Origin of the sequence: Kitasatospora gansuensis (genome assembly GCF_014203705.1) — a bacterium.
In the GTDB taxonomy this organism is placed as follows: Bacteria; Actinomycetota; Actinomycetes; order Streptomycetales; family Streptomycetaceae; genus Kitasatospora; species Kitasatospora gansuensis.
In genome coordinates this window covers 1,166,490-1,192,344 of the sequence record NZ_JACHJR010000001.1, presented here as the reverse complement: position 1 = coordinate 1,192,344, position 25,855 = coordinate 1,166,490, and the positions used below count along the sequence as shown (strand labels likewise).

Here is a 25,855-nt window from a genome sequence, read left to right as displayed (position 1 = left end):
GGGCCGGGAGGCCGGGCCGGGCCACCGGGGTCCGGCGGCTCGGCGATCGTGGCACCGGCTGACGTGCACCTGTTGATCCTTCGTATGAAACCCTGTCAGTTCCCGGGTGGGGGAACGGAATTCCGTTTCCCCATTGTCCGGGGTGGGGGGATTGCCGAGGGAAATACGACGGACGCCCGCCCCGCAGGGGTGCGGGACGGGCGTCGGGTCGTGCGGTGTGGGTCAGCTGTCGCCTTCGAGGTCGCCCTCGGTCTCCAGGAAGGCGGTGCGGAGGGCGTCGATCAGGGCCGGGTCGGGCTCGGCCCAGAGGCCGCGGTCGGCGGCTTCGAGCAGGCGCTCGCTGATGCCGTGCAGGGCCCAGGGGTTGGCGCCGCTGAGGAACTCGCGGTTGGTCGGGTCGAGCACGTACTCCTGGGTGAGCTTCTCGTACATCCAGTCGGCGACCACGCCGGTGGTGGCGTCGTAGCCGAACAGGTAGTCGACGGTGGCGGCCATCTCGAAGGCGCCCTTGTAGCCGTGGCGGCGCATCGCCTCCATCCAGCGCGGGTTGACCACCCGGGCGCGGAAGACCCGGGCCGCCTCCTCGGTGAGGGTGCGGGTGCGGACCGTCTCGGGGCGGGTCGAGTCGCCGATGTAGGCGGTCGGGGCCTTGCCGGTGAGAGCGCGGACGGTGGCCACCATGCCGCCGTGGTACTGGAAGTAGTCGTCCGAGTCGGCGATGTCGTGCTCGCGGGTGTCGGTGTTCTTGGCGGCGACGGTGATCCGCTTGTACGCGGTCTCCATCTCCTCCCGGGCCGGGCGGCCGTTCAGCTCGCGGCCGTAGGCGTAGCCGCCCCAGACCGTGTAGACCTCGGCCAGGTCGGCGTCGGTGCGCCAGTCCCGGCTGTCGATCAGCTGGAGCAGGCCCGCGCCGTAGGTGCCCGGGCGGGAGCCGAAGATCCGGGTGGTGGCCCGGCGCTCGTCGCCGTGCTCGGCCAGGTCGGCCTGGACGTGGGCGCGGACGAAGTTGTCCGACTCGGTCTCCTCCTGACGGGCCGCCAGCCGGACGGCGTCGTCGAGCAGCGCGACCACGTGCGGGAAGGCGTCCCGGAAGAAGCCGGAGATCCGGAGGGTGACGTCGATCCGGGGGCGGCCCAGCTCGGCGAGCGGGATGGCCTCCAGGCCGGTGACCCGGCGGGAGGCGTCGTCCCAGACCGGGCGGACGCCGAGCAGGGCGAAGGCCTCGGCGATGTCGTCACCGGCGGTCCGCATCGCGCTGGTGCCCCAGAGCGAGAGACCGACCGAGGGCGGGAACTGGCCGTCGTTGTCGGCCTGGTAGCGGTCCACGAGGGACTGCGCGAGGGCCTGACCGGTCTCCCAGGCGAGCTTGGAGGGGACGGCCTTGGGGTCGACCGAGTAGAAGTTGCGGCCGGTCGGCAGCACGTTCACCAGACCGCGCAGCGGCGAACCCGACGGACCGGCCGGGACGAAGCCGCCGCCCAGCGCGTGCAGCACGGCGTCCAGCTCGTCGGTGGTGGCGGAGAGCCGGGGGACCACCTCGCGGGCGGCGAAGTCGAGCACCTCGCGGACCGCGTCCGGGTGCCCGGCCGCGACCTTCTCGACGGCGGACGGGGCCCAGTCCTCGGCCTCCATCGCCTCGACCAGCGCCCGGGCCTGCGCCTCGGCCGCGTCGGTGGCGCCCAGGGTGAGCGCGGCCTCGTCCAGGCCGAGCGCCTCGCGCAGGCCGGGCAGCGCGCTGACGCCGCCCCAGATCTGCCGGGCCCGCAGGATGGCCAGCACGATGTTGACCCGGTCCACCCCGGCCGGGGCCTGGCCGAGCACGTGCAGGCCGTCCCGGATCTGGGCGTCCTTGATCTCGCACAGCCAGCCGTCGACGTGCAGCAGGAAGTCGTCGAAGCCGTCGTCCTCGGGGCGCTCCTCCAGACCGAGGTCGTGGTCCAGCTTGGCGGCCTGGATCAGGGTCCAGATCTGCGCCCGGATCGCGGGCAGCTTGGCCGGGTCCATCGCGGCGATGTTGGAGTGCTCGTCGAGCAGCTGCTCGAGCCGGGCGATGTCGCCGTAGCTGTCGGCCCGGGCCATCGGCGGCACCAGGTGGTCGACCAGGGTGGCGTGCGCGCGGCGCTTGGCCTGGGTGCCCTCGCCCGGGTCGTTCACCAGGAACGGGTAGACCAGCGGGAGGTCACCGAGGACCGCGTCCGGGCCGCACTCGGCGGACAGCGCGGCGGTCTTGCCGGGCAGCCACTCCAGGTTGCCGTGCTTGCCGAGGTGGACCACGGCGTGGGCGCCGAAGCCGCCGTCGGCCTGCGCGGCCTCGATCCAGCGGTAGGCGGCCAGGTAGTGGTGGCTCGGCGGGAGGTCCGGGTCGTGGTAGATCGCGACCGGGTTCTCGCCGAAGCCGCGCGGCGGCTGGATCAGGACGAGCAGGTTGCCGGAGCGGATACCGGCCAGCACGATGTCGCCGTCCGGGTTCTGCGAGCGGTCCACGTACAGCTCGCCGGGGGCCGGGCCCCAGTGCTCCTCGACCTTGCTGCGGAGGCCCTCGGGGAGGTCGGCGTACCAGCGGCGGTAGTCGGCGGCCGGGATCCGGACCGGGTTGCGGGCGAGCTGGTCCTCCGTCAGCCAGTCCTGGTCGTAGCCGCCGGCCGCGATCAGGGCGTGGATCAGCGCGTCGCCCTCGTGGCCGTCCTCGGTGTCGAGGTCCAGGCCGGGGACGGCGGTGCCGATGTCCATGCCCTCGGCCCGCAGCCGGGCCAGCAGGCGCATCGCGCTCGCGGGGGTGTCCAGGCCGACCGCGTTGCCGACCCGGGCGTGCTTGGTCGGGTACGCGGACAGCACCAGCGCCAACCGCCGCTCGGCGGCCGGGACATGGCGCAGCCGGGCGTGCTTGACCGCGATGCCCGCGACCCGGGCGGAGCGCTCGGGGTCGGCGGCGTAGACGGTCAGGCCGTCCGCGTCCAGCTCCTTGAAGGAGAACGGGACGGTGATCAGCCGGCCGTCGAACTCCGGCACCGCGATCTGGGTGGCGGTGTCCAGCGGGGACAGGCCGTCGTCGCTGGCCTCCCACTGGGCGCGGGACCAGGTCAGGCAGAGCGCCTGCAGGATCGGGCGGTCCAGCGCGGCCAGCGCGCCGGCGTCCCAGGCCTCCTCGTCGCCACCGGCCTGCGCGTCGGCCGGGCGGGTGCCGCCCGCGGCCAGCACGGTGGTGACCAGCGCGTCGGCCTGGCCCAGCTCGGCCAGCAGCTCCGGCTCGGCGCCGCGCAGCGAGGCGCAGTAGAAGGCCCGGGCGCGGGCGCCCTGGTCCTCGATCGCCCGGCAGAGCGTCTCGACGAAGGCGGTGTTCCCGCTCATGTGGTGGGCGCGGTAGTAGAGCACCGTGACCAGCGGGCCGTCGTTCTCGGCGGCCTGACGCTCCAGCGGACCCCAGGCGGGGGCGGAGGCGGGCGGCTCGAAGCCGTGGCCGGTGAGCAGCACGGTGTCGGAGAGGAAGGCGCCGAGCTCGGCCAGGTTGGCCGGGCCGCCGTGCGCGAGGTAGGCGTGCGCCTCGGCGGCCAGGCCGGCCGGGACGGTGGAGAGCTCCATCAGCTGGGCGTCCGGGGCCTGTTCACCCGTCAGCACGATGACCGGGCGCGGCCCGGCGAGCAGCGCGTCCAGGCCCTCCTGCCAGGCCCGGCGGCCGCCGAGCAGGCGGACCACCACCAGGTCGGTGCCGTCCAGCAGTTCGGGCAGGTCCTCGACGCCGAGCCGGGCCGGGTTGCCCAGCCGGTACGGGACCGGACCGGCCGCGGCGCGAGCGCTCAGCAGGTCGGTGTCGGAGGTGGAGAGGAGCAGGATCATGCGGAGGCCCTCCCGGCCGTGACGACGCCCCGGGACGGAGGCAGGAACCGCGAGGAACAGCGCATGGTGAAGCCTTCCTCGAGGTCCGCGCCCCGGGCAGTGTGAGGACGGCAGGAGTTCCTGGCTCCCACGGCTGAGCCGTGGTCACAGTGGCGGGACCGCACCGGGTTCGCACCGGTTTCCTCCTGGCGGGGGGCCGCACGGGTCAGGCTGGGCCTGCGACGCCGGGGCACGCACCTCGCCGGTTTGTCGTCGGTCGCCGATGCTCCGCATGGACTCCCTCCTCCGCACCGCCGAGGCACGCACCCCAACGCCGCAGGCTTATCCAGCCTGACCCGCGCGGCCCCCCTTATGCCGTCGCTGGCATGGCCGGGCCGTGAGGCCCGTCCGGTGAGCATCGTACGGGGTGCCGAAGCGGAAGGGACCAGGACCACGTGATGCACCGGACACCGGCAAACCGCCTGATCGTCGGTATGCTCGCCGCCATGCCACCCACGCCTGCCGCTGCCGAACCACGCCCCGGTCCGTCCGACCGGGCGCGCGGTGACGCCTGCCCGGGGGCGCTCCGTCTGCATACGGCCGACGACGGCGCCCTGGCCCGGGTCCGGCTGCCCGGCGGGTTGCTGACGGACCGTCAGGCGACGGTGCTGGCCGAACTGGCCGAGCGGCTGGGCGACGGCGCGCTGGAGCTGACCTCGCGCGGCAACGTCCAACTGCGCGGCCTGCCCGCCGATTCGGGCGCCGAGCTGGGCTCCGCGCTGCGGGCCGCCGGGCTGCTGCCGTCGGAGAGCCACGAGCGGGTCCGCAACATCGTCGCCTCCCCGCTCAGCGGGCTGGACGGTGCCGGGCACGCCGACGTCGGGGCCTGGGTGCGGGAGCTGGACGAGCTGCTGTGTGCGAGCCCGCTCGCGGCCGGATTGGCCGGACTTTTCCTGTTCGCGCTGGACGACGGACGTGGTGACGTCGCTGCGCTGGACGCCGATGTGACATTGATCGCAACGCCCGGCGGCGGCGCCCTGCTGCGGCTCGGCCGGGCCACCACCGCCCGTCGGGTGGCGCCGGGTGACGAGGCGTCGGCCGCGCTCGCCGCCGCCGAGGAGTTCCTCGCCGTGCTCGGCGGAACCAAGGCCTGGTTCGTCCGGGACGCCCCCGAGCTGCTCGATCCCGGTGCCGAAACGCTGCCCGCGGCCCCCGGCACTCCGCCTCCGCTCGGGGCCTTCCCCGGCGGCCTTGTGGTCGGCACCCGGTTCGGCCGGGTGACGGCCGCTCAGTGGCGGCAACTGGCCGCCGCCGCACCCGAGCTGCGGATCACCCCCTGGCGCAGCGTGGTGCTCCCCGGCGCCACAGGCCCCGCCCCGGACGGGCTGCTGACCACGCCGGGCACCGCCTGGGAGCGGGCCACCGCCTGCACCGGGGCGCCGGGCTGCGCCAAGTCGCTCGCCGACGTACGGGCGGACGCGGCGCGGGCGCTGACGCGCGGCGTACCCGGCCTGCCGGTGCACTGGTCCGGCTGTGAACGGCGCTGCGGGCACCCGGCGGGCGAGTGGGTGGACGTGCTGGCCACCGGGCAGGGCTACCGGGTGACGGTGCACCACAGTGACGGACAGCGCCGTGACGGACAGACTTCGCAGGACCTGACAACGGAGCAGATGGCCGAGGCGGTAGCCGAGGCCCGGAGGACCACGTGATCGAGTACGAGAAGGACGGCGCGGCCATCTACCGCGAGTCCTTTGCCACCATTCGGGCCGAGGCCGAGCTGGCCCACCTGCCGGCCGACGTCTCGCAGGTCGTGGTGCGGATGATCCACGCCTGCGGCATGACCGACCTGGTGCGGGACGTGCTGTACTCGCCGCAGGTGGTCGCCGACGCGCGGGCCGCGCTGCGGGCCGGGGCGCCGATCCTGTGCGACGTGTCGATGGTCGCCAGCGGGGTCACCCGCAAGCGGCTGCCCGCCGACAACCAGGTGATCTGCACGCTCTCCGACCCCTCGGTGCCCGGGCTGGCCAAGGAGATGGGCAACACCCGCAGCGCCGCCGCGATGGAGCTCTGGCTGCCGCACCTGGAGGGCGCGGTGGTGGCCGTCGGCAACGCGCCGACCTCGCTGTTCCGGCTGCTGGAGATGATCGAGGCGGGCGCCCCCCGCCCGGCCGCCGTGATCGGTGTCCCGGTCGGCTTCATCGGCGCGGCCGAGTCCAAGGAGGCGCTGGCCGCGCACCCGTCCGGCCTGGAGCACCTGGTGGTGCGGGGCCGTCGTGGCGGCAGCGCGATAGCGGCCGCGGCGATCAACGCGATTGCGAGCGAGGAAGAATGACGGAGCGTACGACCGGTCTGCTGTACGGCGTCGGGCTCGGCCCCGGCGACCCGGAGCTGGTGACCGTCAAGAGCGCGCGGCTGATCGGCGAGGCCGACGTGGTGGCGTACCACAGCGCCCGGCACGGCCGGTCGATCGCCCGCTCGATCGCGGCGCCGTACTTCCGTGAGGGCGTGATCGAGGAGAAGCTGGTCTACCCGATCACGGTTGAGACCACCGACCACCCCGGCGGTTACCGGGGCGCGCTGGACGAGTTCTACGAGCAGGCCGCCGAGCGGCTGGCCGCGCACCTGGACGCGGGCCGCACCGTGGTGGTGCTGGCCGAGGGCGATCCGCTGTTCTACGGCTCGTACCAGCACATGCACAAGCGGCTGGCGCACCGTTACCCGACCGAGGTGGTGCCCGGCGTGACCTCGGTCAGCGCCGCCGCCGCCCGGCTCGGCAAGGCGCTGGTGGAGGCCGAGGAGGTGCTCACCATCCTGCCCGGCACGCTGCCGGAGGAGGAGCTGACGGCCCGTCTGGCCTCGGCCGACTCGGCCGTGGTGATGAAGCTCGGCCGGACCTTCCCCACCGTGCGGCGGGCGCTGGAGCGTTCGGGCCGGCTGGCGGAGGCGCAGTACGTCGAGCGGGCCACCATGCCGGGCGAGCGCACCGCGCCGCTGGCGGAGGTGGACCCTTCGAGCGTGCCGTACTTCTCGGTGGCCGTGCTGCCCAGCCGGGTCGCGGCCGGTGCCTCGGCGCCGGTCTACGACGGCCCCGGTGAGGTGGTGGTGATCGGTACCGGTCCGGCCGGACCGCTCTGGCTCACCCCCGAGGCACGCGGTGAACTCGCCGCCGCCACCGACCTGGTGGGCTACACCACGTACATCGACCGGGTGCCGGTCCGGGCTGGGCAGCAGCGGCACGGCTCGGACAACAAGGTGGAGGCCGAGCGCGCCGAGTTCGCCCTCGACCTGGCCCGGCGGGGCCGAAAGGTCGCGGTGGTCTCCTCCGGCGACCCGGGCGTCTTCGCGATGGCCACCGCGGTGCTGGAGGCGGCCTGCGCCGACCCGTACCGCTCGGTGCCGGTGCGGATCATCCCCGGCATGACGGCCGCGCACGCCGCCGCCTCCCGGGCCGGCGCCCCGCTCGGCCACGACTACGCGGTGGTCTCGCTCTCCGACCGGCTCAAGCCCTGGGAGGTGGTGGCGGCCCGACTGCGCGCGGCGGCTGTCGCGGACCTGGTGCTCGCCCTCTACAACCCCGGCTCGCAGTCCCGCACCACCCAGGTCGGACTGGCCCGTGACCTGCTGCTGGAGCACCGCGCCGCCGACACCCCGGTGGTGCTGGCCCGCGACGTCGGCGGCCCGACCGAGCGGGTCCGCACCGTCCGGCTCGGCGAGCTGGACCCGGCCGAGGTCGACATGCGGACCATCCTGCTGATCGGCTCCTCGCAGACCCAGGCGGTGCAGCGGGACAACGGCACCGAGGTGGTCTGGACGCCGAGGCGCTACCCGGAGGCCTGACGCGGAGTCCGGGGCCGCGCCGTGCGGGCGCGGCCCCGGGCTACCGGGGGAGTGCGACTGTGACGGTTAATGGTTCGTCAGGCGAGATGGCAGTCCGTACGATTCGCGCCCGTGACTTCAAACAACGAGATTCTCGACGCCGCCCTGACCAAGATCCACGACCGGTACGTCTTTCCCGAGCTGACCGCCGGGATCGAGGAGGCGCTGCGCGGGCGGGCAGCGAAGGGTGAGTACGACGGGTTGGCCGGGCCCGAGCTGTGTGCGGCCGTGTCGGAGCATCTGCAGGAGGTCTGCCCGGACAAGCACCTGCGGCTGATGTGGAGCGACGAGGCGGTGCCGGTCGAGGAGGAGGACTCGCCGGAGGAGGAGAAGGAGCGCTGGGCGGAGCACTACCGCAAGGGCAACTTCGGGATCCACAAGGTCGAGCACCTCGACGGCAACATCGGCTACCTCGACCTGCGGTTCATCCCGGACGCCGACGCCGGGTACCAGGCGATCGGCGCCGCCATGCAGCTGGTCACGCACACCGACGGCCTGGTGATCGACCTGCGGACCTGCCGGGGCGGCTCGCCGAACGGCGTCGCGCTTTGGTGCAGCTTCTTCTTCGCCGACGACGAGGTGCACCTGAACGACATCTACGACCGGGAGACCGACTCCACCCGGCAGTTCTGGACCTACCCGCACCTGCCCGCGCCGCGCTACCTGGGGCGCCCGGTGACCGTGCTGACCGCCGCCTTCACCTTCTCCGGCGGCGAGGAGCTGGCCTACAACCTGCAGGCGCTGAAGCGCGCCACGCTGATCGGCGAGACCACCCGGGGCGGCGCCCACCCGACCGACCGGTTCGCGCTCACCCCGCACATCACGGTGACCGTACCGACCGCCCGCTCGATCAACCCGATCACCAAGACCAACTGGGAGGGCGTCGGCGTCGTCCCGGAGATCGCGGTGCCGGCCGAGCAGGCGCTGGAGACGGCGCTCTCACAGCTGCGCGAGCCAGCCCAGGGCTGACGGAACGTCCGGAACCGTCGGCACGCCCGCCGGCGGTTCCGGGCGGCGGACCACCACGACCGGCAGGCCCAGTTCGCGGGCGGCGGTGAGCTTGGGGGCGGTGGCCGCGCCGCCGCTGTCCTTGGTGACCAGGACGTCGATCCGGTGCTCGCGCAGCACCGCCCGCTCGCCGTCCAGGGTGAACGGGCCCCGGTCGAGCAGCACCTCGGTGTGCGCGGGCATCGGCGGCTCGGGCGCGTCCACCGAGCGGGCCAGGAAGAACAGGCCGTCGAGGGCGGCGAAGGCGGCCAGCCCCTGGCGTCCGGTGGTCAGGAAGATCCGGCTGCCGAGCGTCGGAAGCAGCGCGGCCGCCTCGTCCAGGGAGCCGACCGGGTGCCAGCGATCCCCGGGAACCGGCACCCAACTGGGACGACGCAGGGCCAACAGGGGAACATGGACCTCGGCGGCCGCCTCGGCCGCGTTCCGACTGATGGTGCCGGCGAAGGGATGAGTGGCATCGATGACCGCGTCCACCCCCTCGGCCCGCAGCCACGCCGCCAGTCCGGCCGGTCCGCCGAAGCCGCCCACCCGCACCTCCCCGGCCGGCAGCCGGGGCTGCGCCACCCGCCCGGCGAGCGAGCTGGTCACGCGCGGCCCGGTACGTTCGGCCAGTGTGGCAGCAGCCAGCGCGGCGGCCAGTTCGCGGGCTTCGGTGGTGCCGCCGAGGATCAGGATGTGCAACGGAACTCCAGGGGACGTACGTGGCTGGTGAGACTACGGGAGGTCAGGTGGCCGGCGGGACGCCGGGAGGCCGGGCCGGGCAGCTGAAGAGCAGCGGCCTGCGGCACGGCTGGACGACCGGTGCCTGCGCGACCGCCGCCACCACGGCGGCCTACACCGCCCTGCTGACCGGCGAGTTCCCCGACCCGGTGACCATCACCCTGCCCAAGGGCCAGCAGCCCGCCTTCGCGCTGGCCGCCGAGCTGCTCGCCGACGGCCGGGCGATGGCCGGTGTGGTCAAGGATGCCGGGGACGATCCGGACGTCACGCATGGGGCCCTGATCCGCTCCACCGTACGGCTCGGCCCGCCCGGCAGCGGCGTGGTCTTCCGGGCCGGCCCCGGCGTCGGTACGGTCACCAAGGCCGGGCTGCCGATCCCGGTCGGCGAGCCCGCGATCAACCCGGTGCCCCGTCAGCTGATGCGCGATCACATCGCCGAGGTGGCCGGCCGGCACGGCGGCGCCGGTGATGTGGTGGTGGAGATCTCGGTCGACCACGGTGAGGAGATCGCCCGCTCCACCTGGAACCCCCGGCTCGGCATCCTCGGCGGCCTCTCCATCCTCGGGACCACCGGCATCGTGGTGCCTTACTCCTGCTCGGCCTGGATCGACAGCATCCGGCGCGGCGTGGACGTGGCCCGGGCGGCCGGTCGTACCCACGTCGCCGGGTGCACCGGCTCCACCTCGGAGAAGGTCGCCGTCGCGGTGCACGGCCTGCCGGAGGACGCCCTGCTCGACATGGGCGACTTCGCGGGCGCCGTGCTCAAGTACGTCAAGCGCCACCCGGTCGACCGGCTCACCATCGCGGGCGGCTTCGCCAAGCTCTCCAAGCTCGCCGCCGGTCACCTCGACCTGCACTCGGCCCGCTCCCAGGTCGACAAGGGCTACCTCGCCTCGCTGGCCCGGCAGGGCGGCGCGTCCGTGGAGCTCACGGCGGCCGTGGCGGCGGCGAACACCGCGCTGGAGGCGATCCAGCTCTGCTCGGCGGCTGGTGTGCCGCTCGGTGACCTGGTCGCGGCGGGCGCTCGGGCCACCGCGCTCGACGTGCTGCGCGGCGCGCCGGTCGCGGTGGACGTGATCTGCATCGACCGGGCCGGGGCGATCGTCGGGCGGGCCTGAGCGCGACTGGGCTAGAAAGGCGGTATGGAACTCACCCAGATCCGCCTGTTGGTGTCCGACTTCCCCACCGTCTACCGCTTCTACCGGGACGTGCTCGGGCTCAGGCCGCAGTTCGAGGCCGAGAACGGCCCGTACGCCAAGCTCAGCCCCGACACCGGACACGCCTCGATCGCGCTGCAGGACCGGGCGCAAATGGCCGACGTGCTGGAGCGGTTGGCGGGGGAACCGGTGGGACACCGCGCGCTGGTGGTGCTGCGGGTGGACGACCTGGACGCCGCTCACACCGAACTCAGCTCGCGGGGAGCGGCGTTCGTCCGGGGCCCGGGCCCGATGGGTGACCGGCTCCGGGTCGCCCACCTGGCGGACCCGGAGGGGAATCTGATCGAACTTCAGGAGTGGCTGGCGCTGCGTGAGCAGGCTGGCGCTAGCCGCGGGCCAGGGTGACCGGGGTCGGGCCGTCCGGGCGGACGGTGATGCTGTACGCGGCCCCGGTGGGGAGCGAGTGGAAGAGCGGGGTGTGCGCGGGCAGCAGGTGCTCCAGCAGGGTGGTCGACTCGCGGAGGGCGAACTGCGTGCCGAGGCAGGCCCGGGGGCCGAGGCCGAAGGGCAGGTAGGCGCCGAGGTGGCTGGGACGGCGGCCCGGGGTGGTGAACCTGGTCGGGTCGAACTGCTCGGGCTCCGGCCAGAGTTCGGGATCCCGGTGGGTGAGGTAGGGGCAGACCAGGAGGTCGGTGCCCGCCTCGATCCGGTAGCCGGCCAGGGTGTCCTCCTGGAGCGCGTGCCGGGGCAGGATCCAGGCGGACGGGTAGAGCCGGAGCGTCTCGTGCACCAACGCCCGGACGGCGTCCCGGCGTTCGGGGGAGCCCTCGGGGCCGGCGGCCAGCGCCTGTTCCCGGGCGGTGGGGTGGCGGTCGAGGAGCAGGTGGAGCCAGGTCAGCGTGGAGGCGGTGGTCTCGTGCCCGGCCACCAACTGGGTGACCAGCTCGTCGCGGATCAACCGGTCGGTGTACTCCGGCCGTTCGGCGGCGGCGTCGAGCAGGACGTGCAGCAACCCCGGCCCCTCGGGCCCGGCCGGGCCCTGTCGCGCGGCCTCGATGGCGTGCCGGGCGACGGCGTCGATCACCGCCGAGTCGGCCGCCACCGCTTGCTGGGCGGCCACCGCCCCGGCCGGCAGGGTCGGGAGCGCGGCCACCACCCGGGCGACGGCGGCCAGTTCGCGCTCGGTGGTGGCGTCGACGGGGTGTCCGGTGAGCGAGCGCCAGATGGTGTCCAGGGCGAAGCGGCGCATCTCCTCACCCAGGTCGAAGCGCTCACCGGTGCGGGCGTATTCGGCCCAGCGCTCGGCGATGGTGCGGGCCGCCGCCGTGATCCGCTGCTCGTAGCGGCGCATCCCGGTGCCGGTGAACTGGGACTGCAGCAGCCGCCGTTGGCGCTTCCACGCCTCACCGGTGGCGGACAGGACGCCGTCGCCGACCAGTACCCGGGCGCGGTGCGAGCGCTTGACGTACCGGTCCGGGTGCTGGGCCAGGACGTGCTGGACGGCTCCCGGATCGGTGACCAGTACGGTGGGCGACCCGGTGGCCCCTGGGGCGAGCCGTACGGCTGCCACGCCGCCGAGCCGCGCCCGGGCCTGGGCCAGCAGGTCGATCAGGTCGGCGCCCTCGGCGTGCCACTGCTCGACCACGGTTGCGTCCAGCTCGGGGACCGGCATGGAAGTGGTGTCGATGGCCACGGTGCGCCTCCCGGTTGCTCGCTGAGGGATCTTCGGCAGCACGGACTGTACGCGAGCGGGTGTGTTCGGTGACAGTCCGCCCCGGTCGGGACGGTCGCGGTGGTTGGGTGAGAGATGACGAGAGTCTGACGTTCGGCGGTCGGCTCTGGCCAGGGGGCTCCGGAACTGGTCGAATCGGGGTGTGACGGATGACGGTGGGACATCGGGTGCGCCGGTCGGGCGGCGGGTGGTGCTCGCCATGCTCGGGCTCGGCGTGGCCGGGGTCGCGGCCGGGCCGTACCTGCAGCGCGGGGTGGAGGCCGTGACCAGCAAGGACCCGACCGGGCTGGCCGGCCTGCTGCCCGGGGGCGGCGGCTTCCGGTACTACTCGGTGGTCAGCTCGGTGACGCCCAGGACGGCCGCCGACTACACCCTGACCGTGGACGGCCTGGTGGACCGTCCGGCGAGCTACCGGCTGCCCGAGCTGCAGGCGCTGCCGCAGCGCCGGATCGTCCGCGACGTGCAGTGCGTGACCGGCTGGCGGGTGCCCGCTACCCCGTTCGAGGGGGTCAGGCTGGCGGATCTGCTGGACGCCGCCGGGGTCCGGCCCGGTGCTACGGCGGTCCGGTTCAGCTGCTTCGACGGGGCGTACAGCGAGAGCCTGACGCTCGATCAGGCCCGCCGGGACGACGTGCTGGTGGCGCTGCGGATGCAGGACGCCCCGGTCAGCCACGAGCACGGGGGCCCGGTGCGGCTGTATGTGGCGCCGATGTACTTCTACAAGTCCGCGAAGTGGCTGTCGGGGATCACCGTGACCTCCGCGGTGGAGCCCGGCTACTGGGAGCACCTGGGATATGACGTCGATGCCTGGGTGGGGAAGTCGAACGGACGTGACGATGCCCCCACCGTCTGAGACCCGGGTCCCGCGGTTCAGTCCCGCCGAGCGGTGGGTGCACCGGGTGACCGCCGCGCTGATGCTGAGCTGTCTGGTGACGGCGGCCTTCCTGTACTACCCGCCGCTGTCCCAACTGGTCGGCCGCCGAAGGCTGGTGGTGCTGGTGCACGAGTGGTCGGGACTGCTGCTGCCGGTGCCGCTGCTGCTCGGGCTGGCCTCCCGGGCGCTGCGCGCCGACCTTCGGCGGTTGAACCGCTTCTCGGCAGTCGACCGGGACTGGCTGCGGGCGGTCCGGCGACGCTCGTACCGCCGCCCGGCGGGCAAGTTCAACGCGGGCCAGAAGCTGTACGCCGCCTGGACGGCGGGCGCCGTGCTGGTGATGCTCGGCACCGGGCTGCTGATGTGGTTCACCCACCTCGCCCCGCTGCTCTGGCGGACCGGCGCCACCTTCGTCCACGACTGGCTCGCGGTGGGCGTGGCGATCGCGGTCGCCGGGCACGTCTGGCTGGCGGTCAAGGATCCGGAGGCGCGGCGGGGTATGCGTACCGGGAGCGTGGACCGGGACTGGGCGACGCGGGAGCACCCGGACTGGCACTGATCTCGGGCTGTGCCTTTTGCAGGGTGCTCGGTTGCACTATCCAGGGGCTCGGGGAACTGCGAGGAGATCTGGCGTGCGGGTCACTGCGAAAGTGCCTGCCCACCTACGCACGGATCACCTTTTACGAGGCTGGCGTCGCAGTTCCCCGAGCCCCTGTCTTCCGGACCGTCTGCTCAGTCGCAGGTGTGGTCGCGGTTGCGGTCGGCCGAGTAGAGGTGGCTGTCGCGGAACTGGGAGGCGCCCAGGGTACGGCCGACCAGGATGACGGCGGTGCGCAGGACGCCCGCCTCCTTGACCTGGGCGGCGATGTCGCCGAGGGTGCCGCGCAGGACCAGTTCGTCGGGGCGGCTGGCCATCGCGACGACGGCGGCGGGGCAGTCGGCGCCGTAGTGCGGGAGCAGCTCCTCGACCACGCTCTCCACGTAGCGGGTCGCCAGGTGCAGTACCAGCAGGGCGCCGCTGCGGCCGAGGGTGGCCAGGTCCTCGCCCTCGGGCATCGGGGTGGCCTGGCGGGAGACCCGGGTGAGGATGACGGTCTGACCCACCGTCGGGACGGTCAGCTCGCGCTTGAGCGCGGCCGCGGCGGCGGCGAAGGCGGGTACGCCGGGGATCACCTCGTACGGGACGCCCGCCGCGTCGAGGCGTCGCATCTGCTCGGCGACCGCGCTGAACACGGACGGGTCGCCGGAGTGCAGCCGGGCCACGTCCTGGCCGGCCTGGTGGGCGCGGACCAGTTCGGCGACGATCTGATCGAGGTTCAGGTCGGCGGTGTCGATCAGGCGGGCGCCGGGCGGGCACTCGGCGAGCAGCTCGCGCGGGACCAGGCTGCCCGCGTACAGGCAGACCGGGCTGGCGGCGATCCGGCGCTGGCCGCGCAGGGTGATCAGGTCGGCGGCGCCGGGGCCCGCGCCGATGAAGTAGACGGTCATGCCGTGTTGGTCCTCTCGGTTTCCTTGACCACCGACCACTGGGTGACCGGCATTGCCTGGCGCCAGCCGGTGAAGCCGCCGACCGGGACGGCGTGTGCCACCGCCAGCCGGAGCAGGTCGCCGCCGTGTCGCCGGTACCACTCGGTGAGCAGCGCCTCGGACTCCAGCGTCACGGTGTTGGCGACCAGCCGTCCGCCGGGCGGGAGTGCCGCCCAGCAGGCGTCCAGCAGGCCGGGGGCGGTGAGGCCGCCGCCGACGAAGATCGCGTCGGGGGTCGGCAGGCCGGCCAGGGCGGCGGGCGCCGGGCCGGTCACCACCCGCAGCCGGGGGACGCCGAGGGTGGCCGCGTTGCGGGCGATCCGCTCGGCCCGGACGGGGGAGCGTTCGACGCTGACGGCCTGGCAGTCCCGGTGCGCGCGCAGCCACTCGATCGCGATCGAGCCGGAGCCGCCGCCGATGTCCCAGAGCAGTTCGCCGGGGGCCGGGGCGAGGGTGGCCAGGGTGGCGGCCCGGACGTGACGCTTGGTCAGCTGACCGTCCGACTCGTACGCGTCGTCGGGCAGGCCGGGCACCACCGAGCCGCGCGGGCCGTCCGCCGCGCAGTCGAGGGCGATCACGTTGAGCGGGTCGCCGGGCGGGTGCGGCCAGTCGGCGGCGGTGCCGGCCAGCTGGTGCTCGTCCGGGCCGCCGAGCTGTTCGAGCACCCGGAGCCGGGTCGCGCCCCAGCCCTGACGGGTCAGCAGTTCGGCGACGGCGGCGGGGGTGCTGGCGTCCGCGCTCAGCACCAGGACGCGACGGCCGGGGTGCAGCGCGAGGTTCAGCGTCTCCAGCGGGCGGCCGACCAGACTGACCACCTCGGTGGACTCCAGCGGCCAGCCCAGCCGGGCGCAGGCGTACGAGAGGGAGGAGGGGTGCGGCAGGACGTTCAGCCGCTCGGGCCCCGCGACCTCGGCGAGGGCCCGGCCGATCCCGAAGAACATCGGGTCACCGCTGGCCAGCACCGCCAGGCCGCGCCCCGCGTACTCGGCCAGCAGCCCGGGGACGGCGGGCCGCAGCGGTGTGGGCCAGGCGATCCGGACCGCCGTCACCTCGGCGGGCAGCAGCTCGAGTTGGCGCGGCCCGCCCAGCACCACTCCGGCCGCCCGCAGCGCCGCCCTGGCCCCCTCGCCGAGCCCGGCCCAGCCGTCGGCACCGATCCCGGCCACCACGATCGGCGGCCCGGGCGGCAGAACGGGCGGGGCACTGCTCAACACGGACACCTCGGCAGGGAACACGCAGGTCGGACGGGGCACCCGGCAGCCTACCCGGGCCCGGTGGAGGCACCCGCCGGTGCCTCCGGTGTCTCAGCCGGTGTCTCAGTCGGTGGGGCGGTGGAGTTTGAGGGTGTTGTCGATCCGGACGGCGGGTTGGCCGGCGGGGCCGGTCTGGGTGCGTTCGTACTCCTCGCAGGTGAGGACGGTCCAGGTGGGGAGGTCCAGGTCGGTGAGGACCTGCTGGGGGGTGGGGAGTTCGATGTCGGGGTGCGGGCCCTGGTGCCAGTCGGGCCAGGGGCCGTGGCCGATGATCAGGAGGGTGCCGCCGGGGGTGACGGCTGCGGCGGCGGTGCGGAGGATCTCGGTCCGGGGGAGGTCGGGGGAGTAGAGGAAGCTGGCGGTGACCAGGTCGTAGTGGCCGGCCGGGAAGGTGGCGGCGAGGTCGTGCCGCTGCCAGTCGATCCGGTCGCCGACGCCCTCGGCCGCGGCGTGTTCGGCGGCCCGGGCCAGGGCGACCCGGGAGACGTCGGAGGCGGTGACCCGCCAGCCCTGGGCGGCCAGCCAGATCGCGTCGGCGCCCTCGCCGCAGCCCAGCTCCAGCACGGTGCCGGGGGTGAGGCCGGCGGTCTCGCGGATCAGGGCGGCGTTGGGGTCGCCGCTCCAGATCCGGTCGCTCTGACCGTAGCGCTCGTCCCAGAACTGTTCGGTGGTCATCTGGATCCTTTCGTGGATACCCCCGGCGTCAGCCGGGTGGGGAAACGAAATTCCCGCGTAGCGGGTCGGGGAGAACTGGATCGCAGTCAGGGCGATCCAGCGCATCTCGGTGGGTGACTGACCATCGAGTTGTCACAAATAGGTGTTAGCTTGTGACCCATGGTGACCACCCATGTGAGGCGGGCGTTCAAGTACCGCTTCTATCCGAGTGATGCGCAGGCGGCTGAGCTGTCGCGCACGTTCGGGTGTGTGCGGAAGGTCTACAACATGGCGTTGCAGGCCCGTACGGAGGCGTGGACGCTGCGTCAGGAGAGGGTCAACTACAACGCCACCAGCGCGATGTTGACGGTGTGGAAGAAGACCGAGGAGCTTGCGTACCTGTCCGAGGTGTCGTCAGTTCCGTTGCAGCAGACGCTGCGGCACTTGCAGGGGGCATTCACCAACTTCTGGCAGAAGCGGGCGAAGTACCCCACGTTCAAGTCCCGGAAGAGGTCTCGGAAGTCCGCCGAGTACACCAGCTCGGCGTTCAGGTTCCGCAATGGACAGCTGACTTTGGCGAAGATGGCGGAGCCGCTGGCCATCGTGTGGTCCCGATCGCTGCCCGATGACACTCGGCCGTCCACGGTGACCGTGTCGCAGGATGCGGCCGGTCGCTGGTTCGTCTCCATGCTGTGTGACGACCGGCCGACCATGCCCGAGGCGCCCAACAAGGCCGTGGGGATCGACGCGGGAATCACCAGCCTGGTGACGCTCTCCACTGGGGAGAAGATCACCAACCCGAGGCATGAGCGCAAGGACCGCGAGCGCCTGGCCAAGGCGCAGCGGGAACTGTCCCGCAAGGCCAAGAGCAGCAGTAACCAGGCGAAGGCCCGCATCAAGGCTGCGAAGATCCATGCCCGGATAGCCGACCGGCGCAGGGACTTCCTGCACAAGCTCACCACTCGACTCGTGCGCGAAAACCAAACGCTCGTGATCGAGGACCTGGCCGTCCGCAACATGCTCAAGAGTAGGAAGCTGTCCCGAGCAATCTCGGACGCGTCCTGGACCGAGATGCGGTCCATGCTGGAGTACAAGGCCGGTTGGTACGAACGGGAGCTGGTTGTTGTCGACCGCTGGTTCCCCTCGTCCAAGCTGTGCTCGACCTGCGGCACCATCCGGGCAAAGATGCCGCTCAACGTCCGTGAGTGGACGTGCAGCTGCGGAACGACCCACGACCGGGACGTGAATGCAGCCCGCAACATTCTGGCCGCCGGACTGGCGGTGACAGCCTGTGGAGACGGTGTAAGACCTCAACGGAGCACTCCGGGCGGGCAGTCGTCGGTGAAGCAGGAAGTAGTCCCACCGCAGCGCACACGCGCAGCGGCTCAGTCGCGAGGCTGAGGGGAATCCCCCTCGTTTACGAGGAGGAGGAAGTCAACAGGTGCTCTCCGTCCGTCGGGTGCCTACCCGACGATGCTCCGCCCGACGGCCGCCCCGGGCCAAAGATCGTTGCCGGATCGGCAACGCGTCACCAGTCCCGGCCGGAGATCAGCTTCTCCACGTCCGCGTCGGTGAACCCGTAGGCTTTGGCCACGAACCAGAAGCCCTCGGCGATCTCCTCTCGGGCCACCGTCTCGATCTCGCTGCCTGCGGCCTCGAACACGGCCTCCAGCGCGTTGAACTCCTCGGTCGCGGCCGCGGTGAGCAGGTACAGCGCCGGCAGGTCCGCCGGCTGCTCGGCCTCGATCCGCTCGCACAGCCGCAGCAGGATCGCCTTCCCCTGGTCGACGACGTGGTCCGGGTAGTAGTCGTCCTTGTAGAGCCCGCGCAGGAACGGGATTTCAGCCACCTGCTGGTTGGTGATCGTCATGGCGGCATCCTGCACCACCGCACCGACACCGCCCGGCAATTCGGTGGCCTGCGGGCGGGATCGGCGGGCAGAATGCCGACATGAACAGCCGACGAAAGGCCCATGGCGCGTAAGCCGCCCGCCCGCGTCCGCGCGGGCCTCCCCCGGGGGCCTCGCCCCTACGACCGCAATCCGCGCCGGGTGGTGCCCGGCCTGTCGGGGGCCGCCCAGCGGGCGGTCGCCGCGTTCGAGCTCGCGCGTGACCGTCCCGGTGGCATCGCGGCCGCGGTCGAGGGCTGGGAACGCTTCGTCCGGGGACGCCGCGAGCACGAGCCGTTCGACCGCCGGGAGCAGTTGCGCTGCCCGTGCTGCGAGGAGGACGACCTCGCCGACCGGACGCTGATCGAGCAGGCCATCCGTGCGATGCCCCTGCGGGCCGCCCGTGAACTCCGGTCCGGGGTGGGCGCGGTGGACCGGATCTACCTGGACCGGGTGCGCCCGGACCCCTGGGCGCGCGGGCAGGACGACTGGTGGCGCTTCCTGTGAACGCAGCAGGGCCCCGGCGGGACGTCCCGCCGGGGCCCTGACCTCGTACCGGTCAACTGAGGCCGGGGAAGAGGTCGATGAAGGGCTGGGCGGTGACCGAGATGCCTCGGCCGAAGGGGTTGTCGAAGTCCCAGATCAGGAAGAGCAGGAAGCCGATCAGGGCGGAGAAGGCGGCGGCGAGCAGCAACTCGCGGGCGGAGCGGCGGATCTGGAGGGCGAAGAGCATGCCGACGGTGACCGCGGCGCCGGTCACCAGGCCGAACCAGACCACGCCCGGCATGGTCGGACCGACGCTCTGGCCGCGGGAGTTGCGGGCCTCGTCGGCGGTGGCGATGCGTTCGACCATGGGCTGGTAGGCCTGGTTCTCGAGCTCGTTCTCCGGGGCCCGTTCGGTCACCGTGCGGCGCAGCTGGGCGAGCAACTCGGTGCCCTCGGAGGAGATTTCCTCGTGCTGCTCCATGTAGTCCCACTCGGTGTTGACCACGTACGAGACGTAGGCGTCGACCTGGCTGCGGACCTTGTCGCGGAAGTCGGGCGGGAGCACCTCGGCGCGGGCGCTCACCTCGTGCAGGGACTGGGCCTCGCGCAGGGTGTCGGCCTGGGCCGATCCCATCGCCTCCCAGACGCCGGCGATGGCGAGGCCGAGGACGATCGCGTAGACCACGCCGATCATCATGGTCATGTACTCGATGACGTCCGGCGTCTCCGACGGGTCGTCGTCCTCACCGACTCGACGTTGTCGCAGTACGACGACCGCCAGCACCACGGCGCAGACCGCGGCCATGGCGATGAGGAGTGCCACCCACTCAGACATGAGAGAGCTCCAATTCGGTGTTCCGGGGATGGTGGGGTTCGTTCAGGGGACGTGCCGGGAACGGGAGTTCAGGAGCGGCCACGGCCACCGCCGGACGAGCGTCCGCGGGGCCGCAGGGCCCCGGCGGCGAGGACGGCCGGGACGGTCACCAGCAGGACGGTCCTGGTCGGCGGCATGGAGGTCCGCTTGGGCGGATCGACGGCCGCGACGGGGGCCGGGCGGCGGAACGTTACGGCAGGTGCGGGCAGGGGGCGTGGCGGTGTCACGGTCGGCGTCGGTGTGGGCGTCGGCGTTGGTGTCGGCTTGGCCACCGGGGGCGGTACGACCGCGCGGGGCGGCGTCGGGGTCGGCGTCGGACGCGGCGGCGTCGGCGGTTTGGGGGAGGCGGGCGGCGGAGGAGGCGGCGGGGTCGGTGACGGCGGCGGGGTCGGCTTGGGCGAGGGCTTCGGGGTGGGAGTGGGGGTCGGCGTTGGTGTCGGCTTCGGCGGGCACGAGTGGTGCGGCGGCCAGGGCCAGGGCCACGGGCAGGGGCAGTGGTCGTGACCATGCCCCTGGCCGAGGTCGAACTCGGCGGTGACCTCGACCGAGACCGGTGCGAGGCCCAACTCGACGTGTGCGCACCACCCGTAGCCGTTGCCGGGCGGGTGCCCGTGGTCCTGGGGTGCGCTGGGAGCGGCCCCGGCCAGGACGGAGCAGAGCGCGGTCGCACCCGCGACCGTGACAGCTCGCCAGAGCCATCGGCGCGCTGTCGAAGGGGAGTTGTCGCTCACGTGGAAGATCACCGAGCGACCGGGTGGATAGGTTCTCCAGTTGGACACTGAATACCTCGAAAGGGCTAACCGATCGTCAGCCAGTGTGATGAATGTGCGAAGGGGACGGTGTGCCGAAAGGGCCCGGGTGCGTACACCCGGACCCCCGGTTCATGATCAGCTGCCGCCGATCAGCTCCAGCACTCGGGCGGCCGACGTGCCCAGCCCGGTCGGGCCGCCGAGCGGCTGCCGGATCGGAGTGGTGGTCGGGGCGAAGTGCCGCAGCAGCGCGGCCTCGTTGTAGCGGTCGCACTCGGCGTGCCAGACCAGGATTCCGTACATCCAGTGCCGGATCTCCTGGACGTAGCCCTCCAGCTCCCGCCTGGCCTGCCCGTCGAGTCCGAACTCGTCGAGGAGTGCCGGGAGTTCGATCTCGGTGAGGTGCTCGAACTGCTTCATCCGACTGGTCATCAGGTCGCTGACGATGTCCAGTGCCTGGTGCCGGTCGCAGTCGAGGAAGTTCTGCACCACCAGGATCGCGTTGTGCAGCTCGCCCTCGAACTGGATCTCCTTCTGGTAGGAGAAGACGTCGTTCATCATCGTGGAGTAGTCGGCCGCCGCCGCCTCCAGTTCGACGATCGGGGTGGAGGCGAACACCTCCGCCGGGATGCTGTGGCCCCGGGACAGCCGGGCCAGCGCCCTGGTGAGGTCCGAGCCGAAGGTCTTCCGGCGCATCTCGATGTAGTCCACCGGGTCCGGGATGTGGTTCTGGATCTGGTTCGCCAGCTCCCAGAGCCAGCTCTCCAGCATCTGTTCGACCGCGTCCCGGAAGCTACGGCGGGACTCGACCGGCATCGGGCCCGCCGTACGCCGCCACAGGTCGTCCAGCGAGACCTCGATCGGGTGCAGCGGAGTGATCGCGGAGGCCCCCTCGACCGGCATCAGGTCCAGCATCCGGTTGTGCAGGTGCTTGGCGCCGAGGATGTCCCCGGTGCGGCCGTAGACCAGTGGGTAGAGGTCGTCGCCCCAGGTGCCCCAGGTCAGCCAGGCGGTGGTGAGGTCCAGTTGCTCCAGGGTGGCGTCCGGGTGGATGCCGGCCGAGCAGAGCGCGAAGTCGTACGCGCGCAGTTTCTCCTCGGTCCACAGGCCGGAGCCCGGCACCCCCGGGACCAGGTCCAGCAGGCCCATCCGGTGCGCCCACTCGACCACGTGCTCCCTGGAACGGTCCAGGTGCGGGCTCAGGGCGTTGCTGAACGGCATGTAGAAGTCCGGCAGTTCGGTCGGGCCGACCTGCTCGAACGGGGTCCTGGTGAAGCTGCGCAGCCGGGCGGGCATGGTCCGGGCGACCGAGCCGAACAGCCGGGCAGCCGAGGTGCCGAGCCCGGACGGGCCGCTCAGGAAGCCGGGCAGCGGGGCGCCGGCGCCGGCCGACTCGTTCATGTACCGGCTGGAGCGCAGGTGCCACTCGTGGCCGCCGGACTGCCAGTCCTGCAGCCCCTTGACGTACGCGAACACGTCGGCGGCCGCCCTGGCGTCCAGCCCGTGCTCGGCCAGCAGCATCGGCACCTCGGTCAGCGCGGTGTGCTCGAACTGCTGGAGCCGGGAGGTCAGCAGGTCGTTCACCCGCTCGGCGGCCTCCTGGGTCGAGCAGTTCAGGAACTTCTCCAACACCAGGATGCCGTTGGAGAGTTCGCCCTCGACCTCGACCTCGCGCTGGTACGAGAACAGGTCGTTGCGCAGGTGCACCCCGTCCGAGAAGGAGTCCCGCAGCACCTCCATCGGACGGCTGGCGGCGATCACGGCCGGTACCTCGGCGCCCGCCGCGTGCTCCACCAGACCGGCCGACCACGGTGCGCCGCCGACCTTGCGGCGCATCGCGAGGTACTCGATCGGGTTGGAGATCCGACCCTCGTTGATGTTGGCGAGTTCCCACATCGACTCGTCCAGCAGTGCCTTGGTGGCCACCGCGAAACGTTTCCGCCAGTCCATCGACATGGCCGGCACGGACCGGGCCCACAGGTCGGCCAGCCCGGCCTCGACCGCGTTGGTCGGCTCCGGGTAGCCCCGGCTGTCGTCCAGGGGCATGTAGGCGGGCAGCCGGTCCAGGTACGCCTTGCCGCCGACCAGGTCGCCGCTGCGCTTGAAGATGTCCAGGAAGTGGTCGTCGAAGAAGAAAACCCAGACGTACCAGTCGGTGATCAGCGCCAACTCGGCTGCGTCACAGTCCGGGTGGGTGTAGGAGCAGAGCAGCGCGTAGTCGTGCCGGTCGAAGTCGTCCTCGTCCCAGATCCCGGAGCCCTCGATCATCACCATCTCCCGGGCCCAGGCCTTGGAGTGCTCGCGGGCGCTCTCCAGGTGGGGGTTCAGCCGGGCCGGGTACGGCATGTAGAAGTCCGGCAGTTGGAAGGGTTGCGGCGCCATCGGTGTGCCAAGCCTTTCGTGGGTCTCCCCTGACATGGCGTCGGGCGGCCCGGCCACGGCCGGACCGCCCGACGACCAGCTCAACCGGTGGACTAGTCGCGTCCGTTGGCGATCTGGACGTTCTCCAGCACACCCAGCGCGTCCGGCACCAGGACGGCGGCGGAGTAGTAGGCGGTGACCAGGTAGGAGATGATCGCCTTCTCGTCGATGCCCATGAAGCGGACCGACAGGCTCGGCTGGTACTCGTCCGGGATGCCGGTCTGGTGCAGACCGATCACGCCCTGGTTCTCCTCACCGGTCCGCATCGCGATGATGGAGCTGGTGCGGTCCTTGCTGACCGGGATCTTGTTGCAGGGCAGGATCGGCACGCCGCGCCAGGACGGCACCTTGGAGCCGTGCAGGTCCACGTGGTCCGGGTACAGGCCGCGGGAGTTGAACTCCCGGCCGATGGCGGCGATGGTGCGCGGGTGGGCCAGCAGGAAGTCCGTGTCCCGGCGGCGGCTGAGCAGCTCGTCCAGGTCGTCCGGGGTGGGCGGGCCGGAGTGGGTCTGCAGGCGCTGCTTGAAGTCGGTGTTGTTCAGCAGGCCGAACTCGGGGTTGTTGATGAGCTCGTGCTCCTGGCGCTCGCGGAGCGCCTCGACGGTCAGCCGGAGCTGGTGCTCCGTCTGGTTCATCGGCTGGTTGTACAGGTCGGCGACCCGGGTGTGCACCCGGAGCACGGTCTGCGCGACGCTCAGCTCGTACTCGCGCGGGGTGGCGTCGTAGTCGACGAAGGTACCGGGCAGCTGGACCTCGCCCCAGTGGCCGGCCGAGAGGGCGATCTCCGCCTCGCCCAGCTCGTTCTGCCGCTGCTGAGGGAGGGTCAGGAACTCCTGCACGTGCGCCTGGAGCGACGGCGAGGCGTCCAGGATGGTCTGGAAGTCGGCTCGGGAGAGCGAGAGCACGGTGCCGTTGGTGACGGCCTTGACCGTGTAGTCCCACAGCGCGGTGTCGTCGGTCAGGCTCTGCTCGCCGAACCGGTCGCCGTCGGCCAGCACGCCGAGCTGGGTGGGCGCGTCGTACGCGTCCAGGCCGGCCCGGCTGACCTTGCCGTGCGCCAGCAGGTGCAGCTGGTCGATCGGCTCGCCGAGCTCGGCCAGCACCTCGCCGGCCCGGAACTCGCGCTGCACGCAGCGCCCGGCCAGCGCGACCAGCACGTCCGGGTCGTCGAACCCGCGCAGCAGCGCCAGCTCACCCAGCTCGGCCGGGATCACCCGGACCTCGGAACCGGTCTTGATGAAGTCGATCCGGCCGTCCCCGACCGTGTACGTCAGGCGGCGGTTGACCCGGTAGGCGCCACCGGCGGTCTGCACCCAGGGAAGCACCTTGAGCAGCCAGCGGGAGGTGATCTCCTGCATCTGCGGGGCGGACTTGGTCGTGGTGGCGAGGTTGCGCGCGGCGGCTGTGCCGAGGCTCAGCTGCTTCTCCTGCGCCTGAGTGGTCTCCAGGCTTGCGTCCACGGACATCTGCCGGGTCTCCTTCATGTGGTCACGGCGGACCGCCTGTCGTCCTGACAGGTCGTCAAATATGCGTAGATAAACCGGGGTTGGCGGTGTCAGCAACGGTGCCGACCCTGCTCCCCGGTCATCCACGACACTAGATCGTCAGCGCGGCCGGAAGCCCGAGACCGCCCGTCCGCTCGCCTGATCAGGTGAAGAATGGCCATCATGTGCTTATCAGTGGAATTTTCTGCTCAAGAACGTGTCCGAACGAAAAGAGGCGGGTCCGGGAGTGCCCGGACCCGCCTCTTCTCGTGCCGTCAGCGGGTGGCGTGCAGCCAGCCCGCGGGGTCGGCGGCGAGGCCGTGGTGCAGGTCGGTCAGGGCGGTGCGCAGGGCGCGGGTGACCGGGCCGGGGGTGCCGGTGCCGATGGTCCAGTCGCCGTCCCGGTCGCGGACCTTGCCGACGGGGGTGACCACGGCGGCGGTGCCGCAGGCGAAGACCTCGGAGATGGTGCCGTCGGCGCACTCGCGGCGCCACTGCTCCAGGGTGATCCGCTCCTCGCCGACCCGGTGCCCGAGCCGCTCGGCCAGGGTCAGGATGGTGTTGCGGGTGACGCCGGGCAGCAGGGTGCCGGTGAGCTGAGGGGTGATCACCTGGGCGTCGGCGCCCTGGCCGCGGACCAGGAACATGTTCATCCCGCCCATCTCCTCCAGGTAGCGCCGCTCCACCGCGTCCAGCCAGACCACCTGCTGGCAGCCGGCCGCCTCCGCCTCGCGCTGGGCCAGGAAGGACGGGGCGTAGTTGCCCGCGATCTTCACATTGCCGGTGCCGCCGGGGAAGGCCCGGACGTAGTCGTGGCTGACGAAGACCGAGACCGACTCGGTGTTCTCGCCGAAGAAGCCGCCCGCGACGAAGGCCATCAGCAGGAAGCGGTAGGTCCGGGACGGCCGCAGCATCAGCGAGGTGTCGGTGCCGAACATCATCGGCCGGATGTAGATGCTGTGTGACGGGTCGTCGGACAGGCTGCCCTGGTCGGCGTTGATCAGCTGGTCGATCACCGAGACGAAGACGTCCGCCGGGAGCTCCGGCATGGCCAGCCGGGCGCAGGAGCGCTGGAACCGCAGCGCGTGGTCGGCGGAGCGCCAGACGCCCATCGAGCCGTCGGCCCGGCGGTGCGCCTTGAGGCCCTCGAAGGCGACCTGGCCGTAGTGCAGGCCGATCATGCCGGGGTGGATGGAGAGGTTCTGCAGGGGGGTCAGCTCGGGGGTGGACCAGCCGTCCTGCTCGTTCCACTCCATGCTGATCATGTGCTCGGTGAAGGACTCGCCGTGGCCGGGGTTGGCGACGACCTGGGTGGTGGGCTCGAGGGTGGTGGTCATGA

At 72.3% G+C, this 25,855-nt stretch carries 22 protein-coding genes and 1 riboswitch; of the genes, 10 read left to right on the top strand and 12 right to left on the bottom strand.

Annotated features, from left to right (window positions below; all coding sequences use genetic code 11):
• Positions 1-222: 222 nt before the first annotated feature.
• A complete protein-coding gene (gene cobN, locus F4556_RS05440; RefSeq protein ID WP_184912051.1) occupies positions 223-3,834 on the bottom strand; it encodes a cobaltochelatase subunit CobN in 3,612 nt (1,203 codons plus the stop codon).
• A gap of 114 nt (positions 3,835-3,948) precedes the next feature.
• Positions 3,949-4,019, bottom strand: a riboswitch (cobalamin riboswitch).
• A 300-nt stretch (positions 4,020-4,319) separates the two neighbouring features.
• Here cobN and F4556_RS05435 point away from each other — a divergent pair.
• From F4556_RS05435 to F4556_RS05420, 4 genes are all read left to right on the top strand, one after another.
• Entirely contained in the window at positions 4,320-5,522 is a 1,203-nt protein-coding gene (locus F4556_RS05435) for a ferredoxin-like domain-containing protein (protein WP_246510973.1), read from the top strand.
• Positions 5,519-6,145, top strand: coding sequence for a precorrin-8X methylmutase (locus F4556_RS05430; RefSeq protein WP_184912048.1), 627 nt, complete (start codon positions 5,519-5,521; stop codon positions 6,143-6,145). The genes F4556_RS05435 and F4556_RS05430 overlap by 4 nt, the downstream gene beginning before the upstream one ends.
• Positions 6,142-7,650, top strand: a complete 1,509-nt coding sequence (locus tag F4556_RS05425; protein WP_184912047.1) for a precorrin-2 C(20)-methyltransferase — start codon at positions 6,142-6,144, stop codon at positions 7,648-7,650. The genes F4556_RS05430 and F4556_RS05425 overlap by 4 nt, the downstream gene beginning before the upstream one ends.
• Before the next feature lie 111 nt (positions 7,651-7,761).
• Complete coding sequence (locus F4556_RS05420; RefSeq protein WP_184912045.1) at positions 7,762-8,658, top strand: S41 family peptidase; 897 nt, start codon at positions 7,762-7,764, stop codon at positions 8,656-8,658.
• Here F4556_RS05420 and F4556_RS05415 read toward each other — a convergent pair.
• Complete coding sequence (locus F4556_RS05415) at positions 8,629-9,378, bottom strand: cobalt-precorrin-6A reductase (protein WP_184912044.1); 750 nt, start codon at positions 9,376-9,378, stop codon at positions 8,629-8,631. The two genes, F4556_RS05420 and F4556_RS05415, sit on opposite strands and share 30 nt — an antisense overlap.
• Before the next feature lie 20 nt (positions 9,379-9,398).
• On the opposite strand from F4556_RS05415, the gene F4556_RS05410 reads away from it, so the two are divergent.
• A complete protein-coding gene (locus F4556_RS05410; protein ID WP_184912042.1) occupies positions 9,399-10,535 on the top strand; it encodes a cobalt-precorrin-5B (C(1))-methyltransferase in 1,137 nt (378 codons plus the stop codon).
• Positions 10,536-10,559: 24 nt separating this feature from the next.
• Positions 10,560-10,979 carry a VOC family protein gene (locus F4556_RS05405; protein WP_184912040.1) on the top strand — a complete coding sequence of 140 codons (420 nt, stop codon included), beginning with the start codon at positions 10,560-10,562 and terminating at the stop codon, positions 10,977-10,979.
• Here the strand turns inward: F4556_RS05405 and F4556_RS05400 are convergent.
• Entirely contained in the window at positions 10,960-12,246 is a 1,287-nt protein-coding gene (locus F4556_RS05400) for a cytochrome P450 (protein WP_184924316.1), read from the bottom strand. The two genes, F4556_RS05405 and F4556_RS05400, sit on opposite strands and share 20 nt — an antisense overlap.
• 166 nt (positions 12,247-12,412) lie before the next feature.
• Between F4556_RS05400 and F4556_RS05395 the strand changes: the two genes are divergently transcribed.
• Complete coding sequence (locus F4556_RS05395) at positions 12,413-13,159, top strand: molybdopterin-dependent oxidoreductase (protein WP_376775777.1); 747 nt, start codon at positions 12,413-12,415, stop codon at positions 13,157-13,159.
• A complete protein-coding gene (locus F4556_RS05390) occupies positions 13,143-13,739 on the top strand; it encodes a cytochrome b/b6 domain-containing protein (protein ID WP_246510972.1) in 597 nt (198 codons plus the stop codon). The genes F4556_RS05395 and F4556_RS05390 overlap by 17 nt, the downstream gene beginning before the upstream one ends.
• Before the next feature lie 173 nt (positions 13,740-13,912).
• Here the strand turns inward: F4556_RS05390 and cobM are convergent, their stop codons facing one another.
• From cobM to F4556_RS05375, 3 genes are all read right to left on the bottom strand, one after another.
• A complete protein-coding gene (gene cobM, locus F4556_RS05385) occupies positions 13,913-14,668 on the bottom strand; it encodes a precorrin-4 C(11)-methyltransferase (RefSeq protein WP_184912036.1) in 756 nt (251 codons plus the stop codon).
• Positions 14,665-15,918, bottom strand: coding sequence for a precorrin-6y C5,15-methyltransferase (decarboxylating) subunit CbiE (gene cbiE, locus F4556_RS05380; RefSeq protein WP_184912034.1), 1,254 nt, complete (start codon positions 15,916-15,918; stop codon positions 14,665-14,667). The genes cobM and cbiE overlap by 4 nt, the downstream gene beginning before the upstream one ends.
• 105 nt (positions 15,919-16,023) lie before the next feature.
• Positions 16,024-16,635 (bottom strand): SAM-dependent methyltransferase, encoded by a 612-nt coding sequence (locus F4556_RS05375; RefSeq protein WP_184912032.1) that lies wholly within the window; start codon positions 16,633-16,635, stop codon positions 16,024-16,026.
• Positions 16,636-16,794: 159 nt separating this feature from the next.
• Between F4556_RS05375 and F4556_RS05370 the strand changes: the two genes are divergently transcribed.
• Positions 16,795-18,015, top strand: coding sequence for an RNA-guided endonuclease InsQ/TnpB family protein (locus F4556_RS05370; RefSeq protein ID WP_184912030.1), 1,221 nt, complete (start codon positions 16,795-16,797; stop codon positions 18,013-18,015).
• 127 nt (positions 18,016-18,142) lie between these two features.
• On the opposite strand, the gene F4556_RS05365 is transcribed toward F4556_RS05370, so the two are convergent.
• Positions 18,143-18,484, bottom strand: coding sequence for a DUF5713 family protein (locus tag F4556_RS05365; RefSeq protein ID WP_184912028.1), 342 nt, complete (start codon positions 18,482-18,484; stop codon positions 18,143-18,145).
• A gap of 102 nt (positions 18,485-18,586) precedes the next feature.
• Between F4556_RS05365 and F4556_RS05360 the strand changes: the two genes are divergently transcribed.
• On the top strand, positions 18,587-19,009 hold the full coding sequence (locus tag F4556_RS05360) for a hypothetical protein (RefSeq protein WP_184912026.1): 423 nt from the start codon (positions 18,587-18,589) through the stop codon (positions 19,007-19,009).
• 52 nt (positions 19,010-19,061) lie between these two features.
• Here the strand turns inward: F4556_RS05360 and F4556_RS05355 are convergent, their stop codons facing one another.
• From F4556_RS05355 to F4556_RS05335, 5 genes are all read right to left on the bottom strand, one after another.
• Positions 19,062-19,823: a bestrophin-like domain gene (locus F4556_RS05355; protein ID WP_184912025.1), complete on the bottom strand. Its 762-nt coding sequence runs from the start codon at positions 19,821-19,823 to the stop codon at positions 19,062-19,064.
• A gap of 42 nt (positions 19,824-19,865) precedes the next feature.
• Positions 19,866-20,345, bottom strand: coding sequence for a hypothetical protein (locus tag F4556_RS05350; protein WP_184912023.1), 480 nt, complete (start codon positions 20,343-20,345; stop codon positions 19,866-19,868).
• Positions 20,346-20,749: 404 nt separating this feature from the next.
• The gene (locus F4556_RS05345; protein WP_184912021.1) at positions 20,750-22,993 is read right to left on the bottom strand and encodes a terpene synthase family protein; all 2,244 of its coding nucleotides are present in this window, start codon (positions 22,991-22,993) and stop codon (positions 20,750-20,752) included.
• 92 nt (positions 22,994-23,085) lie between these two features.
• Complete coding sequence (locus F4556_RS05340) at positions 23,086-24,498, bottom strand: family 2B encapsulin nanocompartment shell protein (protein ID WP_184912019.1); 1,413 nt, start codon at positions 24,496-24,498, stop codon at positions 23,086-23,088.
• 293 nt (positions 24,499-24,791) lie between these two features.
• Positions 24,792-25,853 (bottom strand): branched-chain amino acid aminotransferase, encoded by a 1,062-nt coding sequence (locus F4556_RS05335; RefSeq protein WP_184912017.1) that lies wholly within the window; start codon positions 25,851-25,853, stop codon positions 24,792-24,794.
• Positions 25,854-25,855 lie beyond the last annotated feature (2 nt).

Coding starts and splice junctions, on each gene's coding strand:
- F4556_RS05405 (WP_184912040.1), top strand. CDS start 10,560: ATGGAACTCACCCAGATCCGCCTGTTGGTGTCCGACTTCCCCACCGTC.
- F4556_RS05375 (WP_184912032.1), bottom strand. CDS start 16,635: ATGACCACCGAACAGTTCTGGGACGAGCGCTACGGTCAGAGCGACCGG.
- F4556_RS05390 (WP_246510972.1), top strand. CDS start 13,143: ATGCCCCCACCGTCTGAGACCCGGGTCCCGCGGTTCAGTCCCGCCGAG.
- F4556_RS05435 (WP_246510973.1), top strand. CDS start 4,320: ATGCCACCCACGCCTGCCGCTGCCGAACCACGCCCCGGTCCGTCCGAC.
- F4556_RS05365 (WP_184912028.1), bottom strand. CDS start 18,484: ATGACGATCACCAACCAGCAGGTGGCTGAAATCCCGTTCCTGCGCGGG.
- F4556_RS05425 (WP_184912047.1), top strand. CDS start 6,142: ATGACGGAGCGTACGACCGGTCTGCTGTACGGCGTCGGGCTCGGCCCC.
- F4556_RS05335 (WP_184912017.1), bottom strand. CDS start 25,853: ATGACCACCACCCTCGAGCCCACCACCCAGGTCGTCGCCAACCCCGGC.
- cobM (WP_184912036.1), bottom strand. CDS start 14,668: ATGACCGTCTACTTCATCGGCGCGGGCCCCGGCGCCGCCGACCTGATC.
- F4556_RS05360 (WP_184912026.1), top strand. CDS start 18,587: ATGGCGCGTAAGCCGCCCGCCCGCGTCCGCGCGGGCCTCCCCCGGGGG.
- F4556_RS05370 (WP_184912030.1), top strand. CDS start 16,795: ATGGTGACCACCCATGTGAGGCGGGCGTTCAAGTACCGCTTCTATCCG.
- F4556_RS05355 (WP_184912025.1), bottom strand. CDS start 19,823: ATGTCTGAGTGGGTGGCACTCCTCATCGCCATGGCCGCGGTCTGCGCC.
- F4556_RS05345 (WP_184912021.1), bottom strand. CDS start 22,993: ATGGCGCCGCAACCCTTCCAACTGCCGGACTTCTACATGCCGTACCCG.
- cobN (WP_184912051.1), bottom strand. CDS start 3,834: ATGATCCTGCTCCTCTCCACCTCCGACACCGACCTGCTGAGCGCTCGC.
- F4556_RS05340 (WP_184912019.1), bottom strand. CDS start 24,498: ATGTCCGTGGACGCAAGCCTGGAGACCACTCAGGCGCAGGAGAAGCAG.
- F4556_RS05400 (WP_184924316.1), bottom strand. CDS start 12,246: ATGCCGGTCCCCGAGCTGGACGCAACCGTGGTCGAGCAGTGGCACGCC.